The sequence below is a fragment of the Bradyrhizobium cenepequi genome, assembly GCF_020329485.1.
GTDB classification, from domain to species: Bacteria; Pseudomonadota; Alphaproteobacteria; order Rhizobiales; family Xanthobacteraceae; genus Bradyrhizobium; species Bradyrhizobium cenepequi.
In genome coordinates this window covers 208045-221448 of sequence record NZ_JAGKJI010000005.1, presented here as the reverse complement: position 1 = coordinate 221448, position 13404 = coordinate 208045, and the positions used below count along the sequence as shown (strand labels likewise).

The following is a 13404-nucleotide window of genomic DNA, read 5'->3' as shown; positions in this document are numbered from 1 at the left end:
GCGAACCGATCACGCCTGATCCGGGAACAGATTGTAGCCAGGCGTTAGCAGATTGTGCGGATCGTAGCGCCGCCGGGCGTCGCGCAGCAGCGGCCATCTCGGCCCGAAATGCTCGCGCCAATCGTCTGGCGACATCGGAAAGGCACTGACTGGATAGAGGACACCGCCGGCCTTGCGAATGCGATCATGGAGCGCGCGGTTCGCAGCAACCATCCGCGCGATCGAGGCCGCGTCGGTGTCGGACGGGATACGCACCACGTTGAACGAAAACACGATGCTCTCGCCTGGCAACTGGATCAACGGGGCGCGAAACGCATCGGTCTGCATCGGATAATAGGTGATCCGTCCGAATGGACCGATATCCGCGTTGCTCAGTTCGATGATCTCGCGGGCCACCTGTTCGGCATTACTGCCGCGCAGGAAGGTGAACAGCCAGGGCTGCGGAATGGACCACTGGCCCTTCGACCGCAGCAGGTTCTCGAACTTGGCGAAGGCGAGCGCATCCTCGCGATAGGTGAGGTCGGTGATCACGGCCTTGCTGCGATCGTCGCTGAGGCCGGCAAGCGCTGTGCTTTCATCGGGTGTGGCATCGCGGTTGTAGAAGGTCGCGCCATCGAGTTGGTAGCGCCAGCCGCCGTTCCCGTCGGGAAGGACTGCGCCCTGCAATTGGTCGAAACGCCTCGCCGCCAACATGCGACGCTGATCTGCGGTCAGGGAAGCGAGACCGCGATAGAAGAGCTGATAGCGGCGGACCCGCTCGGGCGCGCGCACCAGGCGCAAGCTGGCGCGGGTGATAATGCCGCATTGACCGAGCCCGGCCCTGACAGCATCGAACAGATCGGAATTTTCGGCCGCCGAACAGGTCAGCTCGCGACCGTCGCTGGTCACGACGCTCAATTCCAGCACGTGATCAGCCTGCATGCCACATCGCGACGACGTCCCGCCGATGCCGCCGATCGCGATCGTGCCGCCGACGGACAGGCCAAGGTAATTGGTCAGCACCGGCGGCGTTAGCCCACGCGCCAGCGTCGCGTCGAGCACGCTCTGCCATGTCGCCCCGGCTTCGACCACGACCCGGTCCGTCTCGATTTCGCCGATGCGATTGAACTCGCGCATGTCGACGACAACGCCGTCGGTCAGCGAACGGCCGTAGGTCGAATGGCCCTGACCGCGCGCTGCGACCTTCAGTCCGCGCTCGGCGGCCCATCGCATCAAGCTTGCGATGTCATCGCTCTCGGCTGGTTCGAGGACCGCCCGTGGCTGCTTGCGAATGATCCGGCCGAAATCATCTGCCACTGCGGCGCGAACGGCCTCGTCATGGCTGAGCGCGCTCCTGAACTGCGGTCCCTCGTTCGAATTGGCTTGTGCTGGTATGTTCATGTGAGCACCGGAAGCAAATGCCGCAGTAAAGCCAAAACCTGCACGCAGCAGCGTGCGTCTGTCGGGGGACATGACGTGCTCCTCGATTTGAAAGGCCTGGCAAGGGCAAATTCAGCGCTGAGCCGTCTGTAAGTTGAGTTCGTGGAGCGTGGGAAACAATCAACACCGCGCGGAATAGACCTTTCCGAAAATCGAGAAAATCAAGCCACTGTCTTAGAGGCGCTCGCGCTTCAATCGCTCCGCGAGCAGGTCGGCGAACAGCCGCGTCTTCGCCGGCGGCATGCCGCTCGGTGGAAACACCGCCTGAATCGGAATCCGCGGCGCCTCGAACTCTTCGAGCAGAATCTCCAGCGCGCCGCGATCGAACAGGTCCGCGATCTGCCAGAACGGACCGTATCCGATGCCAAGGCCACGGCAGGCAGCGGCATGCGCCGCAGCGACATTGTCGGTGCGGAAGCAACCGCTCACGCGCACATTCCTGATGCGGCCGCGCACCTGGAACCGCCACGCTTCAGTCTCACCTTCGCTGGCGCCGTGCAGGATGCATTGGTGGCGGACGAGGTCATCGGGGTGGCGGGGACGGCCGTAGCGATCGAGATAGCCAGGCGCTGCATAGACCACCGTGCGAAGCTCTCCGAGACGTCGTGCTTTCAGCGAGGAGTCCGGCAGGTCCCTGATCCTGATCGCAAGATCGAAACCGCCGCCGACCACATCGATCGGGCGGTCGGAGCCTTGCAGGTCGGCCCTGATGCGTGGATAGCGCGCGATGAAGTCCGCGAGCGCAGGGGCGACAAACGTTGAGCCGAACAGCACCGGCGCAGTCACGCGGAGCAAGCCCGCCGGTTCGGCCCGCCGGTTCGCCGCTTCCAGGCGCGCCTCGCTGATCTCGGAGAACGCCGGCTTGACGCGCTGATAGAATGCAAGGCCTGCTTCGGTGGCGAAGGATTTTCGCGTGGTGCGCCTGATGAGTTCGACCCCGACGCTACGTTCCAGCGCCAGTAGCGAGCGGTTGACCGCCTGCACGGAGCGGCCGAGCCGGCGCGCCGCCGCCGTCTGGCTGCCGGTCTCGATAACAGCCAGAAAGGCTTCGATTTCTTCCATCGAACCGCCTCCGCATTTTCTCGAAATGCGAGAGGATAGTGCTGATATCGATGGATGATCGCAAGAGCAGGCGGAGCGCCTTGGCGGCCCGGTCGCGTCAACTCGCGCACTCCGCGTCAATTGTTGCATCGTAGAATATAATCTTAGGAAGTTAAGGAGCGGACGTGCCCTGCTATCTAGGTCTCGATGGTTTTCGCGGCGGCTGGGTGGTGGCCTGGATTGATGACCAGGGTAACCATGGTTTCGATTATTCGCCGCGCCTGGACCGGCTTCTCGTGGCCGCGCACAGGCGCGCCATGATTGACATGCCGATCGGCCTGACGATGAAGGGGCACCGGACGTGCGACTTGCGCGCCCGCGAGCTGGTCGGCGCTTCGGTCTTTCTCGGCGCGCGACGCAATCTTTGGGATTTCCCGGATCAGGCTTCGGCGAACCGGTTCTATTGGCGGCACGAGGGGCCGGGTATGGGCGTGTCCTGCCAGCTCTGGAACATCAGGGACAAGATCAGGGAGGTCGACGATTTCATCACGCCGGAACGTCAGGCGACCATCGGCGAGGCGCACCCGGAACTGATCTTCCGAAATCTCGGCAAGCAGATCCGCCTGGAAGGCAAGAAGTCGGAGCGGGGCCGTGAGCAGCGCCTGAAACTGTTGGTCGAGCGAGGCTTCGTCAAGCTGTCGCACTGGCTGGCGCAACGTCGCAGCACCGGGATCGGACGCGACGATTTGATCGATGCCTGTGCCTGCGCGATCGCCGCGCGGGACAGCAATGCGCGTCTTGGCGGCGATGAGATCGACGTCCGGGGCTTGCGGATGGAGATCAATTACTGAGACGCTAAACGTAGGTTCCGGTGCTCTTACTTCCGCGTAACTTCCGGGAAAATCCACATCGCGATCACCATGAACGGAGCGAGCAACAGGATCGCGATCTTTGGACCGTGTTGCCCGATCGAGTCCTGGTAGAAATAGGCCGCGCACGCGACGAGCAGCACGATGATCGATAGAGCTGTCTTGATCGGGAAGGGCATCGGCACACTCCTCTATGAGGCGGTCATTCCCTGCGGCGGGGAAAGCAGCAGCGCGAGCGCTGCCATCTGCACAAGGCCAAGGACGGCAAGCCCGCTGCGGCTGTCGCGCCACGCGCTCGGAATCACCTGAAACACGGCGGGAATGAACAGGAAGATCAGGCCGCCAAACACCACGACGGAGGTCCAGCGCAGCGTCTGGTGCGCAAACGAGGCTAGACCCGCGAGCAGGATCACCAGCAGCGCGAGATTGGCGAGCACGAGCGCTCCGCCGGCCAAGCCTGCGACCGATTGCGGCCTGGCGCTTGGCGGAAACATGCCGACCAGCGTGAAGAAGCTGAGGCAGCACGCTGCGAAGGCGGCTGCGAACAGCACCAGAGCGAGGCCGTTCGGCTCGACACCGGCCATGTCGATCACTCCGCTGGTACCGAGCTCACGGCCGGATCGATCCGCGGAGTGCGTGCGGTCTTACGCATGTTGCGCTTGACGAAGCGCGTATCATAGCCGTTGAAGAGGTGACCGAGCAGGCCGCGGTCGAGATCCGATGTGCCGAACAGCCAGTCCATGATCGGGAAGGTGAGGTTCATGTTGCGCTCCATCATGATCGACTGATCGTGATGGGCGGTGTGATGACGGCGGATCGTGTTCACCATCGGCACGTTGCGAACGAACCAGTTCTCGTCGACATGGCAGCAGAAGTGCATGAACTCATAGATCAGGTACATCGACGTCGTCGTCGCGATCAGGAGCCATCCGACATTGGCCGAGATGATAGTGCCGGCCGCGATTGCGAGCGGGATCGACATCAGGGTGAAGGTCGCCAGCGCGTAGGGCGGGAAGAAGGTCACGCGCCAGTCGTGATGGTCGGCGAAGCGCATCTCCTGATCGGTGAAGAACTGGTGATGCATCAAGGTGTGGCGGTTATAGATCGCGCGGAACGCCTTGATCTGCGAGGGGCGGTGCATCACGTAGCGGTGGATCCACCACTCGAAGAAGTTCGCGCCGAGAAAAGTCACGGGCACGATGAGCAGCTCCCACGCACGCAGGTCGCGGACATTGGCGATGTAGATGTAGAGAGCGGTGAAGCCGATCGCGTAGATGATGAAGACGTGCAGCCAGCCGTTGTACCAGCCGGCAACGCGCTCCCGGTAGGTCTCACGGTAGCGGCGCTGGCGATCAGACATGACGGTTGTTGCGAGTTCCATGGCGGCCTCTCGTCGAACTGAGATGACATTCGATCTTGAGCCTGATATATCATTCATCTATCAACGCTGCAAGGCGGCGGGTGACACCTTTGGAGCATGATCCGGAAAGGTGGAAACCGGTTTTCCCTCGCGACAAACGCCAGGCGTTTGCGCGAAGATCATGCTCAAAGTCTAACTCGTCGGGAGGAGCAGCCATGAAGAGGTTTTGCGGAGACCGCACCATCGACGGAGTCGTAGTCACGGTGGATGGACGGCCGCTCGACCAGCGGCTCGATCTGCACCGCTACACCGCGAACGGTTTTGAATGGAGCTATGAGGGGGAAGAGCCGCGACAATTGTCGCTGGCAATCCTCACCGAGCACCTGAACGATGCTGCCTCGGCAAAAGCGCTGGTCGAGCCGTTCATGAAGGCGGTTGTTGCCAATTTCGGCAATGAGTGGGAAATGAGCTCAGCCGATATCGACGCGGCGCTGGTGGCGTTGCGGAAGGATCCGATTTCTGTTCGGGCGGCATCCTGAAACAGGGCAGGGCGGGAGATCCGGAAGTGGGGCTCAGATACAAGGCGGCGGTCCTGCATGCGCCGAAGTCGCCGCTCGTCATCGAAACGGTCGAGGCGGGCGAACTCGCGCCCAATGACGTTCTCGTCTGCATCAAGGCGGTGGGGCTTTGCCATACCGACCTCGAGGTGATCGAAGGCAGCTTGCGCAATCCGATGCCGATCCTGCTCGGTCATGAAGCGTCCGGCATCGTCGAGCAGGTCGGGGCGAACGCCCGCGGCGTCGGTGTCGGCGACCACGTCGTGCTCTCCTGGAATCCGCATTGCGGTCATTGCTTCTATTGCGATCGCGATCTGCCGATCCTCTGCGAATCCTACCTGGGACAGGCGCCGCTCGCGGTGCAGTTCGACGGACGCAGCCGCGCACGGCTCGGCGACGGGCGCGAGCTCAAGCATCTGATGTATCTCGGCGCGCTCGCTGAATACTGCATCGTGCCGGCGCAGCAGGCCATCGTGGTGCCGAAGGAGCTGCCCTTCGATCAAGCCTGCCTGATTGGTTGCGGCGTCATGACCGGCGTCGGTGCCGCGTTCAACGTCGCGGCCATCAACTACGGTGACAGCGTGATGGTGATCGGATGCGGCGCGGTGGGCCTTGCCGCCGTGCAAGGCGCGCGCATGGCTGGCGCCGGCGCTGTCATTGCCGTCGATCTCGACGACAACAAGCTCAATCTGGCAAAGCAGCTTGGGGTGACGCACGCGATCAATGCCGCCGCGGAGAATGTGGTCGATCTCTCGCGCGAGTTGACCGGCGGTCGCGGTGTCGATGTGGTTCTGGAGTCGGCCGGCAGTGCGTGCGCCTTTCGGATGACGAGCGAGGTGGTGCGTCCCGGCGGCGAAATTATCTGGCTGGGCAAGATCGATGTCGCGCAGGACGTTGCGTTCCGGTGGGGCTCACTGATGCAGGAAAAGCGCATCCGGCGCTCCAGCTATGGCGGCGCTCGGCCGCTGCGCGACTTTCCGATGCTGGCGCAAGCTGCGCTCGACGGCCGGCTCAAGCTCGATCAGTTGATCACTGCGCGCATCTCGCTCGAACAAGTCAATGAGGGGTTCGAAGCACTGCGGCGCGGCGCGGCGATCCGCAGCGTCGTGATGCTTTAGATTTTCGACGCGTTTTCTTCACGCGGACCGGCAGCCACTTCGCTCGAAAACGCTCCGGATCACGTCTCAATCGTCTTGCGGGTGAAGCTTTCGATGTAGTCGAGCAGGCGATCGGATGCTTTCGCCGCTTCCTCCGGATCGCGCGCGGCGATCCGCTCGGCGACGTCGGCATGCAGGCGCGCCGACAGCGGCAGGTCGCCGACTTCCCGATAGTGCTGGTACCAGAAGCGTCGTGACAGGCCGTGCATGAGGCCCATGGCGCGGGAGGCGAACTCGTTCCTCGCGCACTGACTGACCAGTTCGTTGAAGGCGCGATCGAGCCGCATAAAGGTTATGTCGTCGGCTTCATCGGAGGCGCGGCGCATTTCCCTGGCAATAGTTGCGAATTGAGCGATTTCCTCCGGCGTGGCGCGCTCGGCGGCGCCGCGGGCCATCAGCCGCTCGAGCTCGCGACGCACTTCGAGCAGGCGCATCTGTGTCCTGAGGTTGATCTGCGACACCAGGATGCCCCGTCGCGGCAGGATGACGACGAGGCCGTCACGGGCTAGGCGCTGCAGCGCCTCCCGGATCGGGGTGCGCCCGATGCCGAGTTTCGCCGCCAGCGACTGTTCCGACAGAATGGTCTCGGGCGGCAGGGCGAGGGTGACGATCAGCTCCTCAAGTTGCCGATAGGCGCGGTCGGTCAACGTCTCCTGATCGCGCTCGTCGCGTTCGAGCTCGACGCTGCGCAGCGCATCGCGGGAGCCCGGCTCGCTCTTCCTGGACCTGGCGGTCTTGGTGGTGCGGGCTCGTCCGGTTCGCCTGTCCGCGGCCATCTGCCGTGATTCTCCCTGTGCTCGTCACAACGATATTTCACGCGTGACGAGGAGGGTCAATCGGGCGTCGGTACGGCCTGCGCAGTCGCGATGCTCTCCGTCAGTGCGAGATGCTTTCGAGCGTTCGACCCTTGGTTTCCTCGCCCAGCGTGAGCACGACAAGGGCAGCAAGAACAAAGGCGCCGGCGCCGAGCGCGAATACACCGGCCTGTCCGGCAGCCGGCAGGATGAAGCCGATCAGCGAGGGACCGATGAGAGAGCCGATGCGCCCCACCGCCGACGCAAAGCCGGTACCCGTCGCACGCACATGGGTGGGATAGAGCTCCGGCGTGTAGGCGTAGAGTGCCGACCACATCCCGAAGGCGCAGAACTGCATGCAGAGACCGGCGACGATCAGCTGGGTCTGGCTGGTTGCTCCGCCATAGAAGTAGCAGGCGATGGCTGCGCCGGCAGTGCGCCGATCAGCGTGGGCTTGCGTCCCAGTCTTTCGATCAGCCACGCTGCGGTGAGGAAGCCCGGAATGCCCGCCAGCGAGATCAGGATCGTGTAGAACACCGACTTGGTCACCGGAAAACCCTTGGCCTGCAGCAGGGCGCCAAGCCACGTCGTCAGGCCGTAGAAGCCGAGCAGGGCGAAGAACCAGAGGCTCCACAGCATCACCGTTCGGCGCGCATAGCCGGGCGCGAACAGCGTGGAGAGGCCACGCGTCGTTGGCACCTCGACGTATTGTGGGCGAGGGGCGGGCAGCGCGGCGCCGTTGAGTCGTTGCGAGACCTTTGCCTCGATCTCCGACATCACCCGGTCGGCGCCGGCGGCATCGCCATGGGCGGCAAGCCAGCGCGGCGATTCCGGCACGTAGCGACGCACGATCAGGACAAAGATCGCCGGAATGCCCTGCAGGATGAACACCCATCGCCAGTCAGCGAACGAGAGGACGGCGTAGCATAGCAGGCCGGATGCAATGAAACCGAGCGGCCAGAATCCCTCGAGCAAGGCGATGTAGCGGCCGCGTTGCTTGGCGGGAATGATCTCGGAGACCATCGATTGCGCGACCGGGAACTCCATGCCCATGCCGAAGCCGAGCAGGACGCGGGCAGCTGCCAGCGTCTCCACCGAAGGCGCAAGCCCGCACAGGATGCTGCCCAGGCCCCAGAAGATCATGCTGACCTGAAATACGCGGGTGCGGCCGAAACGATCGGCCAGCATACCCGCCGACGCCGCGCCGATGAACATGCCGAGGAAGCTCATGCTCGAGAGCAGGCCGGCTTCCGCGGTTGAAAGGCCAAAGCTCTGCTTGATCGGGCCCAGCACGAAGGTGAGCGCGCCAAGATCCATGCTGTCGAAGAACCAGGCGGTGGCGATGATCGCGAAGATTCCACGCTGGTAGGAAGTGAGCGGCAACCGCTCGAGGCGGGCAGCAATCGCAGATGTCTGTGCGGTCGATGTCGCGGCGTCAGAGAGCGGTCGCGTCAGACCGATGGAGCCGCCCGTCGTCAAGCTACTCATGTTCGTCCTCCCCGAAATGCATTTTATGTTTTTTGTATATATCTGACATATTACTGATATCCGCATGACGTGCAACGGGGCATTTTTTGCGGGGCATTAGCAGGCTCGAGCGGACAGGCTCCGGCGACATCGGTCGCCCGCCTTCGAGGACGATGATGGCTGAGAGCTGGTCGAGATCTGAACGGAGGCTCTAGCTCGTCATTGCGAGGAGTGAAACGACGAAGCAATCTATGCTCCGCGAGCGGCGCAATGGATTGCTTCGCTCCGCTCGCAGTGACGATGTCGTCCCGAGCTTGACCGAGGTCTATAACCACAGGAAGTAGTTTTGTGAAAAGTGACTACCACTGAAGTCTCTTGAGGTATCACGCGGTATGGTCCCGGCGTTCGCCGGGACGACGCACAAATAAATCTACTCCTCGTCGCGAAAATACGCCGGCTTCCCCGTCGTCCACGTCTCGCCCCAGAGCTGGCCGCCGCCGTCGACCGTCAGCGTCTCGCCGGTGATGAACTTGCCCGACGGGGCGGCGAGATAGACGCAGGCTTCCGCGATGTCCCAAGGCGAGCCGGCGCGCATCATAGGGTTGGAGCGCGGATACGCGGCGCGGGCTTGTTCGCTGTAGACGTTCCAGCCCTCGGTCTCGATCGCGCCGGGAGCGACGCAATTGACACGGATGTTCAGCGGCGCCCATTCGACGGCGACCGCGCGCGACAGGCCGATCACGCCGGAGCGCGCGGCGATCGTGTGTGCGATGCCATGAAGCCCATGCGTGGTGACGACCACGATGTTGACGATGCTCCCCTGCGCGTTCCGGTCGCGCCAGCGCTGAGCGGCGGCCTGCATCATGTACCAGGTGCCGTTGAGATTGGTGTTGATGACGGCGTTCCAGCCCTTGATCGAGAAATCGATCGCGGCTTGTGGAAACTGCCCGCCGGCGCTGTTGATGAGACAATCGGCGCGGCCATGCGCCGCCCATACCGTGTCGAACAGTGCGCCGACCGCATCCGGTTCCCTTATATCGGCAACATGCGTGGATGCTTTCAGGTGACGCGCGGCCAGTTGCGCAGCGAGCGCGTCAAGCTTTTCCTTGTTGCGGCCGACGAGAGCGACCTGCGCGCCAAGCCGCGCGAACAGAAAGGCGATCGCGCGCCCGATGCCGCCGGCGCCGCCGGAGATCACCACGACATGGTCCTGCAGCGCATCGGCTGCAAACACGGTCGGATGCCGCGCGAGTTCATCGTCGCTCGGGCCGGCTTTTACAGAGGTTTGCTTGTCATCCATCTGTCAGGACCCTCGTCACACGAAGCCCAACCGTACACCAGAGCATGATCCGGAAAAGTGAGCATCGGGTTTTCTGGAAAGATTATGCTCGCGCAACGTGGTACGCAGCAAGGATAGGGGCGACTATTCCGCAAGGCACCGTGAACGGGAACGTGCATTGTTCGCGGCGTCACCACGTTCCATGATGGCGCCATCCTGATCCCTCGATCCCCAGAGCCCCAATGACAGCAGAAGCGATTCGCCCCGCCGCCCATCACCAACCCTGGTACAAGGTCCTCTACATCCAGGTCCTGATCGCGATCGCGCTCGGCATCCTGCTCGGCCATTTCTATCCCGGTCTCGGCAAGGAGATGAAGCCGCTCGGCGATGGCTTCATTGCGCTGATCAAGATGATGATCGCGCCGGTGATCTTCTGCACCGTCGTGCACGGCATCTCCTCGATGGGCGACCTCAAGCGCGTCGGCCGCGTCGGCCTGAAGGCGCTGATCTATTTCGAGACCGTCTCGACGGTGGCGTTGGCGGTCGGCCTGATCGTCGGCAGGACCTTGCAGCCGGGAAAGGGCTTCAACATCGATCCGGCGTCGATCGATCCCAATTCGGTTGCAACCTACGTGACCAAGGCGAAGGAGGAGGGGATCGTCGCCCATCTGATGGCGATCATTCCCGACAGTTTCTTCGGCGCGCTGGCGCGCGGCGACCTCCTGCAGGTTCTGCTGATATCGATCCTGTCGGGTTTTGCCATCGCCTTCATGGGCAAGGTGGGCGAGCCGATTGCCTACGCGATCGACCAGGCGGCGAAAGTTTTCTTCGGTGTGATCCGTATCATCGTGCGCGTCGCGCCGCTCGGCGCGTTCGGCGCCATGGCGTTCACCGTCGGAGCCTACGGGCTCGGTTCGCTCTGGAATCTCGCGGCGCTGATCGGCACCTTCTATCTGACCAGCGCGCTGTTCATCCTGATCGTGCTGGGGTCGATCGCGCGGCTTGCGGGATTCTCGATCATCCGCTTCATCGGCTATATCAAGGACGAGCTTCTGATCGTGCTTGGCACCTCGTCGTCGGAGACGGTGCTGCCGCAGATGATCCAGAAGATGGAGCATCTCGGTGCCTCGCGCTCGGTGGTCGGCCTCGTCATCCCGACCGGCTACAGCTTCAATCTCGACGGCACCAACATCTACATGACGCTGGCGACGCTGTTCCTGGCACAGGCGACCAACACGCCTCTGACGATCTGGCAGGAGCTCGGCATTTTGGGCATTGCCATGATCACCTCGAAGGGCGCGTCCGGCGTCACCGGGGCCGGCTTCATCACGCTGGCCGCAACGCTGTCCATCGTGCCTGACATCCCGATCCAGTCGCTCGCCATCCTCGTCGGCATCGACAAGTTCATGAGCGAATGCCGCGCGCTCACCAACCTGATCGGCAACGGGGTCGCCTGCGTCGTCATCAGTCTTTCCGAGGGCGAGCTCGACAAGCGGAAGCTGCACGAGACCATGGCAAACCCGCTCGAACTCGGCGAGGCGCTCGAGCCCGGCGGAGGCTCTTAGACGGCGCGGCGGCCGCATCAGGCCGATGGCGACAATGCGTGATGCATAACCAGCAGGATATGGCAGGTGGGCGCCGGAGGCGGCTCCGGTGCTGACATGTCGCCTCCTATGCCTGCTTGACTAACGTATATCTCGATGGTTATACGTCAATCAATAGCCATCGAGTTATCGATCTCAAATGCCGAACGCTCACGATGAGCTCTTCAGAGCGCTCGCCGATCCGACTCGGCGGGCGATCTTCGAGCGACTGTGCCGCGAGGGAGAGCAGACGGTCGGGGCTTTGACGGCTCTGGCCGGGGTCTCGCAGCCGGCGGTGTCGAAGCATCTTGGGGTGCTGAAGCAGGCCGGACTGGTGCGCGACCGCCACGAAGGTCGGCAGACGCACTACAGCGCGCAGCTCGGCGCCTTGGCCTCGTTGATCGACTGGACCAGCCAAATGGCCGGCTTCTGGCAAAGCCGGTTCGACCACCTCGAAGATCTGCTGAAAAGGATGGACCAATGACCAATACTGCGACCGAAACGCGCTCCGTCATTGTCGAACGTGAGATACCGCATCCTCCGGAAAAGATCTGGCGCGCGCTCACGCAACCGCATCTCATCGAGGAATGGCTCATGAAGAGCGACTTCAAGCCTGTCGTGGGTCACCGTTTCAATCTTCGCGGCGAGTGGGGCGGCGTGCTGGACTGCGAGGTCCTCGCGATCGAGCCGAACAAGGCGCTGTCCTACACCTGGAATTTTGCGCACGACGATGCCGCCTTCAATCTGAAGAGTGTGGTGACCTTCACGCTCACCCCAACGAGCACGGGGACCCATTTGCGCATGGAGCAGTCGGGCTTCCGGCCGGATCAGAAGCAGGCCTACGGCGGCGCCCACGCCGGATGGCAGCAGTTCTTTGCGAATCTGGAACAGGTCCTGGCGCGGACAGATTGAAGTCTGCAGTGATTGCAATGGCCAACAGGACGTCCAGCAAGTCACCAAAGGTCGCGAAGAAGACGGTCGCCAGGCGGGTCGCGGCGAAAGCGGCCAAGCCGACCTTGCTCGCAGGCGGCAACCCCCAGATCGCGAAGGCCGACGGCGACGGCCCCGTGCAGGCCTATATCGCGGCCATGCCGGGCTGGAAACGGAACGTCGGGGAGCACCTGGATGCGCTTATCACGCGCACTGTCCCCGGCGTGCGCAAAGCGGTCAAATGGAACTCGCCGCTTTACGGCGTCGAGGGCCAAGGCTGGTTCCTCGGCATCCATTGCTTCACGAAGTACGTCAAGGTGGCTTTCTTCCGCGGCAGGTCGCTGCGTCCCGTTCCGCCCGGCGAGTCCAAGAGCAAGGATACGCGCTACCTCGACATTCACGAGGACGACGAGCTTGATGAAGCTCAGTTCGCCGCCTGGGTAAAGCAAGCCAGCCAGTTGCCCGGCGAATGGACGTAAGCGGCCGATGTGAGGATGAGCGGCAACGATCATGAAGAAAGCTACAGCAAGCATGAAGAAGAGCAGCGCGAAGGAAGAGGGAGATTCTCCCTCTCAGTTGATAGATGCGCGAATTAGGGAGCTGGACGATTGGCGGGGCGAGACGCTCGCTCGAATCCGAAAGCTTATCAAGCAGGCCGATCCCGAAGTGATCGAGGAGTGGAAGTGGAGAGGTGTGCCGGTGTGGGAGCACGCCGGAATCATCTGCACGGGCGAGACCTACAAGAGTGTCGTGAAGATGACCTTCGCCAAAGGCGCCGCATTGGAGGACCCTTCGGGCCTCTTCAACTCCAGCCTTGAAGGCAACACCAGGCGTGCGATCGATTTCCATGAGGGTGACAAGATCGACGAAGCGGCGTTGAAGGCGCTCATTCGCGCTGCCGTGGCATTGAACCGCTCTAAGAAGAAATCAAAGAGGGTTTAAGGCGTA

Annotated in this window: 17 protein-coding genes; 8 read left to right on the top strand and 9 right to left on the bottom strand. The window is 62.7% G+C overall.

Annotated features, from left to right (window positions below; translation table 11 throughout):
• Positions 1 to 9 precede the first annotated feature (9 nt).
• Positions 10 to 1452 carry an FAD-binding protein gene (locus tag J6497_RS09300; RefSeq protein ID WP_225703949.1) on the bottom strand — a complete coding sequence of 481 codons (1443 nt, stop codon included), beginning with the start codon at positions 1450 to 1452 and terminating at the stop codon, positions 10 to 12.
• A gap of 141 nt (positions 1453 to 1593) precedes the next feature.
• Complete coding sequence (locus tag J6497_RS09295) at positions 1594 to 2481, bottom strand: LysR family transcriptional regulator (RefSeq protein WP_225703948.1); 888 nt, start codon at positions 2479 to 2481, stop codon at positions 1594 to 1596.
• 164 nt (positions 2482 to 2645) lie between these two features.
• Here J6497_RS09295 and J6497_RS09290 point away from each other — a divergent pair, with 164 nt between their 5' ends.
• A complete protein-coding gene (locus tag J6497_RS09290) occupies positions 2646 to 3311 on the top strand; it encodes a DUF429 domain-containing protein (protein WP_225703947.1) in 666 nt (221 codons plus the stop codon).
• 26 nt (positions 3312 to 3337) lie between these two features.
• Here J6497_RS09290 and J6497_RS09285 read toward each other — a convergent pair whose 3' ends face one another.
• From J6497_RS09285 to J6497_RS09275, 3 genes are read right to left on the bottom strand one after another with little or no spacing between them, the layout of a single operon-like run.
• Positions 3338 to 3508: a hypothetical protein gene (locus J6497_RS09285; protein WP_225703946.1), complete on the bottom strand. Its 171-nt coding sequence runs from the start codon at positions 3506 to 3508 to the stop codon at positions 3338 to 3340.
• Positions 3509 to 3520: 12 nt separating this feature from the next.
• Positions 3521 to 3913 (bottom strand): hypothetical protein, encoded by a 393-nt coding sequence (locus J6497_RS09280; protein ID WP_225703945.1) that lies wholly within the window; start codon positions 3911 to 3913, stop codon positions 3521 to 3523.
• A 5-nt stretch (positions 3914 to 3918) separates the two neighbouring features.
• The gene (locus J6497_RS09275) at positions 3919 to 4710 is read right to left on the bottom strand and encodes a sterol desaturase family protein (RefSeq protein ID WP_225703944.1); all 792 of its coding nucleotides are present in this window, start codon (positions 4708 to 4710) and stop codon (positions 3919 to 3921) included.
• A 194-nt stretch (positions 4711 to 4904) separates the two neighbouring features.
• Here J6497_RS09275 and J6497_RS09270 point away from each other — a divergent pair, with 194 nt between their 5' ends.
• The gene (locus J6497_RS09270) at positions 4905 to 5228 is read left to right on the top strand and encodes a DUF6166 domain-containing protein (protein ID WP_225703943.1); all 324 of its coding nucleotides are present in this window, start codon (positions 4905 to 4907) and stop codon (positions 5226 to 5228) included.
• Positions 5229 to 5254: 26 nt separating this feature from the next.
• Positions 5255 to 6364: a Zn-dependent alcohol dehydrogenase gene (locus J6497_RS09265; RefSeq protein WP_225703942.1), complete on the top strand. Its 1110-nt coding sequence runs from the start codon at positions 5255 to 5257 to the stop codon at positions 6362 to 6364.
• A 59-nt stretch (positions 6365 to 6423) separates the two neighbouring features.
• On the opposite strand, the gene J6497_RS09260 is transcribed toward J6497_RS09265, so the two are convergent.
• The 4 genes from J6497_RS09260 to J6497_RS09250 all read right to left on the bottom strand — a co-directional run bounded on the left by J6497_RS09260 (position 6424) and on the right by J6497_RS09250 (position 9964).
• A complete protein-coding gene (locus J6497_RS09260) occupies positions 6424 to 7179 on the bottom strand; it encodes a GntR family transcriptional regulator (RefSeq protein ID WP_225703941.1) in 756 nt (251 codons plus the stop codon).
• 100 nt (positions 7180 to 7279) lie between these two features.
• Positions 7280 to 7678 carry an MFS transporter gene (locus J6497_RS41200; protein ID WP_312010254.1) on the bottom strand — a complete coding sequence of 133 codons (399 nt, stop codon included), beginning with the start codon at positions 7676 to 7678 and terminating at the stop codon, positions 7280 to 7282.
• Complete coding sequence (locus J6497_RS09255; protein WP_283844406.1) at positions 7573 to 8685, bottom strand: MFS transporter; 1113 nt, start codon at positions 8683 to 8685, stop codon at positions 7573 to 7575. The genes J6497_RS41200 and J6497_RS09255 overlap by 106 nt, the downstream gene beginning before the upstream one ends.
• A 409-nt stretch (positions 8686 to 9094) precedes the next feature.
• Positions 9095 to 9964: an SDR family oxidoreductase gene (locus tag J6497_RS09250; RefSeq protein ID WP_225703940.1), complete on the bottom strand. Its 870-nt coding sequence runs from the start codon at positions 9962 to 9964 to the stop codon at positions 9095 to 9097.
• A 221-nt stretch (positions 9965 to 10185) separates the two neighbouring features.
• Between J6497_RS09250 and J6497_RS09245 the strand changes: the two genes are divergently transcribed.
• The 5 genes from J6497_RS09245 (at position 10186) to J6497_RS09225 (ending at position 13398) form a co-directional block, all read left to right on the top strand.
• Positions 10186 to 11508, top strand: coding sequence for a dicarboxylate/amino acid:cation symporter (locus tag J6497_RS09245; RefSeq protein WP_225703939.1), 1323 nt, complete (start codon positions 10186 to 10188; stop codon positions 11506 to 11508).
• 178 nt (positions 11509 to 11686) lie between these two features.
• A complete protein-coding gene (locus J6497_RS09240) occupies positions 11687 to 12010 on the top strand; it encodes an ArsR/SmtB family transcription factor (protein WP_225703938.1) in 324 nt (107 codons plus the stop codon).
• The gene (locus tag J6497_RS09235) at positions 12007 to 12438 is read left to right on the top strand and encodes an SRPBCC family protein (protein ID WP_225703937.1); all 432 of its coding nucleotides are present in this window, start codon (positions 12007 to 12009) and stop codon (positions 12436 to 12438) included. Before J6497_RS09240 ends, J6497_RS09235 begins: the two co-directional genes overlap by 4 nt.
• Positions 12439 to 12455: 17 nt before the next feature.
• A complete protein-coding gene (locus J6497_RS09230) occupies positions 12456 to 12935 on the top strand; it encodes a DUF1801 domain-containing protein (RefSeq protein ID WP_225703936.1) in 480 nt (159 codons plus the stop codon).
• Between the two features lie 31 nt (positions 12936 to 12966).
• Positions 12967 to 13398, top strand: a complete 432-nt coding sequence (locus J6497_RS09225) for a DUF1801 domain-containing protein (protein WP_225703935.1) — start codon at positions 12967 to 12969, stop codon at positions 13396 to 13398.
• Positions 13399 to 13404 lie beyond the last annotated feature (6 nt).

Bases quoted from the DNA above. Each gene is read 5' to 3' on its own strand.
- J6497_RS09230 (WP_225703936.1), top strand. From the start codon at position 12,456: ATGGCCAACAGGACGTCCAGCAAGTCACCAAAGGTCGCGAAGAAGACG.
- J6497_RS09275 (WP_225703944.1), bottom strand. From the start codon at position 4,710: ATGGAACTCGCAACAACCGTCATGTCTGATCGCCAGCGCCGCTACCGT.
- J6497_RS09300 (WP_225703949.1), bottom strand. From the start codon at position 1,452: ATGTCCCCCGACAGACGCACGCTGCTGCGTGCAGGTTTTGGCTTTACT.
- J6497_RS09225 (WP_225703935.1), top strand. From the start codon at position 12,967: ATGAAGAAAGCTACAGCAAGCATGAAGAAGAGCAGCGCGAAGGAAGAG.
- J6497_RS09250 (WP_225703940.1), bottom strand. From the start codon at position 9,964: ATGGATGACAAGCAAACCTCTGTAAAAGCCGGCCCGAGCGACGATGAA.
- J6497_RS09235 (WP_225703937.1), top strand. From the start codon at position 12,007: ATGACCAATACTGCGACCGAAACGCGCTCCGTCATTGTCGAACGTGAG.
- J6497_RS09285 (WP_225703946.1), bottom strand. From the start codon at position 3,508: ATGCCCTTCCCGATCAAGACAGCTCTATCGATCATCGTGCTGCTCGTC.
- J6497_RS09255 (WP_283844406.1), bottom strand. From the start codon at position 8,685: ATGAGTAGCTTGACGACGGGCGGCTCCATCGGTCTGACGCGACCGCTC.
- J6497_RS09240 (WP_225703938.1), top strand. From the start codon at position 11,687: ATGCCGAACGCTCACGATGAGCTCTTCAGAGCGCTCGCCGATCCGACT.
- J6497_RS09245 (WP_225703939.1), top strand. From the start codon at position 10,186: ATGACAGCAGAAGCGATTCGCCCCGCCGCCCATCACCAACCCTGGTAC.
- J6497_RS09270 (WP_225703943.1), top strand. From the start codon at position 4,905: ATGAAGAGGTTTTGCGGAGACCGCACCATCGACGGAGTCGTAGTCACG.
- J6497_RS09280 (WP_225703945.1), bottom strand. From the start codon at position 3,913: ATGGCCGGTGTCGAGCCGAACGGCCTCGCTCTGGTGCTGTTCGCAGCC.
- J6497_RS09295 (WP_225703948.1), bottom strand. From the start codon at position 2,481: ATGGAAGAAATCGAAGCCTTTCTGGCTGTTATCGAGACCGGCAGCCAG.
- J6497_RS09260 (WP_225703941.1), bottom strand. From the start codon at position 7,179: ATGGCCGCGGACAGGCGAACCGGACGAGCCCGCACCACCAAGACCGCC.